Source organism: Type-D symbiont of Plautia stali (assembly GCF_001485335.1).
In the GTDB taxonomy this organism is placed as follows: Bacteria; Pseudomonadota; Gammaproteobacteria; order Enterobacterales; family Enterobacteriaceae; genus Pantoea; species Pantoea vagans_C.
Genome location: NZ_BBOC01000168.1, coordinates 1 through 2,811, shown reverse-complemented (window position 1 = coordinate 2,811; position 2,811 = coordinate 1). Strand labels below are relative to the sequence as shown.

1 protein-coding gene and 1 pseudogene are annotated in these 2,811 nt (G+C 51.4%); one reads left to right on the top strand and one right to left on the bottom strand.

The window, feature by feature from the left end:
- Positions 1-110: 110 nt before the first annotated feature.
- Positions 111-1,456 (bottom strand): annotated as a pseudogene (locus tag PSSD_RS25695) (ISNCY family transposase).
- A 124-nt stretch (positions 1,457-1,580) separates the two neighbouring features.
- Here PSSD_RS25695 and PSSD_RS25690 point away from each other — a divergent pair.
- On the top strand, positions 1,581-2,811 hold a 1,231-nt coding region (locus PSSD_RS25690; protein WP_058974205.1), incomplete at its 3' end, for an IS3 family transposase.

Below are 2,811 nucleotides of genomic sequence, written 5' to 3'. Positions count from 1 at the left end.
TTTCAATCAGGTCGGCCCGCAGTTGTTCCTGCAGTGTCATCACTTTTTTTCCTGAGTCATTTTTCCTCCCTATAGCGTGAGGTTCGCTGAAGCGGGCAGGGGAAGGGGCATCAGCGCTTAAGATCTGAGACAAAGTCTCCAGGGTTCACCAGCACCGGATTTATTGCCTTCAGCGCTTCGAGTGCGCGCTGCTGAGCCAGACGGCGCGGCATCTTTTTACTGCGTGAACGTTTACCTGCCGCTTCCTGCTCAAACTGTTTTTCCTGCGCCAGGCGCAGTACGGCACCGAGACGTTTATTGTCGACGATCTCTCCCTGATCCACGCAGGCCAGCTTGTCGAAAACCTGATAGCTCAGCTCCCGGTGAGCATAGCGGAAACATATCCTGCCGTCAGGGTATTCAAATACGGTAACTTTTTCACCGGCGATACGGGTGTTCGCATCAGAAGGCTCGATAAGATAGAGCATCTTATCGTACTGAAAAGTCAGTGCTTTTGATAACTTCCGCTGATCCTGCCAGGCAAAATATCGTCCAGTTCATCCGGAGACAGACCGGAGGGACGATGAAGATCCTTCGGATACTTAGGTGGTCGGGAAAAGCGGCGGTTAAAGTCTTCGATAAAACCGGTAACCCAGTGGTTCGCTTCGCTGATGGAGCTGATGTCATGCAGCCGCATCTCCTTGACCAGCCGGTCCTGCAGCGTCTGGTTGGCGCGCTCAACGCGCCCCTTGGCCTAGCTGCTGTTGGCACAAATAAGCTCAATGCTGAGATCGCGCAGCGCCCGGCCAAACTGCGTGGTGCCGCTGCGGCGTGCATCCGTTCCGTTAACGCGAAAAACGGCGTGCTTGTCGCTGTAGAATGCGACGGGTTTTCCATGTAAATCAATGTACTCCCGCGTTGCCGTCATATAATCGAACGCAGACTCGGAATCACAGAAACGCAGATGCATCAGGCGGCCGGTAGCATCGTCAACGTAGACCAGCAGGCAGCACTTTGGTGCGTGATCCTCAAACCAGGCATGATGGGAACCGTTCAGTTGTACCAGCTCACCAAGGCAGTCGCGCCTGTGCCGAGGCTGATAAATATGAACCTGACGGCGTGAGTGAGGCCGCCAGAGTCCGTCTGAAATCATCCAGTTGCGGACAGTCTCCACGGAAAGTGGAATGCCATGACGTTCTAAAAGCTTCTCGGTGGCCAGAGTTGGACCGAAGTCAGCGTAGTGTTGCCGGATCAGATGCAGAGCGGCGCATCGTAAATCTTCGGGAATGCGGTTGTTGCCGGGACGACCGCGACGTTCTGATACAATCGACGCCGCGCCGTGTTCACGATAACGCCGCAGAACACGCTGTACCTGACGCACGGTGAGTTCAAGAAGGCGCGCAGCTTCTCGCTGTAGCAGAGTGTGGTCATGAACGCGCTGAATGATGCCGAGCCGGTATAGATCTTTATCTGTCATGGTCACCAACATAAAGTCTGCATCCTGAGCTGAGCCTGGGGAGATCTAAGGTTAGTTCAGGGACGACATCTGTGAATTGTTCCGGGGAATGCGGATGTTTTCCTGGACCTTCAGGAGACAAATAATGCATTCATATGAAGACCGGATCCGGGCTGTTGAACTTTACTTCAGGTATTCCAAAAGACTGGCCATCGTTGTCAGAGAGTTGGGATATCCGTCCGTTAAACAGCTCAGTCGCTGGGTGCGTATTTATGAAGAAGAGGGTGACTTACCAAAAGAATTAAAACCCAGAGAAAGATATTCTCGCGCTCAGAAAGTTGCCGCTGTAGAGCATTACTTTACACACGGTGGATGTCTGGCTTTCACTTGTCGCACCATAGGATATCCCAGCAGCATAGTGCTTAAACGCTGGGTCGAAGAAATCTATCCCGGCCGACATCCTTTGATTATTCGCTCAAATACCAATAAATGCTTTAGTCATTCCGAGAGAACACAGGCCGTGCGAGACCTCTGCAACCGCAGCGGGACTGCACTTAAAGTCGCACAAAATATAGGCGTCAGCGTTCCGGTTCTGTACAAATGGAAGAAAGACCTGATAGACGATGAGACCTATCAATTTATGCGTAAACGGAAAACGGCGCCCCCAGATAAAAACCAGGAAGCACTGCTTGAAGAAGTTTCCAGGCTTAAACAGCAGGTTCATCAGTTGCAGCTTGAACGCGACATTCTGACAAAGGCGAATGAACTGATAAAAAAAGACATGGGCATCAACTTCCTGAACCTGAAGAACCGGGAGAAAACCCAGGTTGTTGATGCCCTTAAGGAAACCTATCCTGTTGCTGAACTGCTCAAAGGGCTGCGTCTTGCGCGCAGTTGCTATTTCTATCACAAATCAAAGCAACGACAGCATGATAAGTACGCAGAAATACGTGTAGCGATGGCAGAAATCTTTGACGGGAATTACCGTTGCTACGGATATCGACGTCTTCATGCGGTGCTGCGTGAAAATGACACGTATATCTCTGAGAAGGTCGTGCGCCGACTGATGGCTGAAGAGCAGCTCATTGTTAAGCGGGCAGGACGGCGTCGGTACAGCTCTTACTGCGGAGAGATTAGTCCGGCACCGGAGAACTTACTCGCCAGAAAATTTCGCGCCAGCAGGCCAAATGAGAAGTGGCTGACAGATATAACTGAGTTCCAGCTCCCGGCAGGTAAGGTCTATCTGTCGCCAGTTATTGACTGCTTTGACGGCAAAGTGGTGAGCTGGTCGATAGGGACAAGCCCGGATGCAAAGCTGGTGAATACCATGTTAGATGATGCGATCTATACGCTAAGCAAAAATGAAAAACCGATGA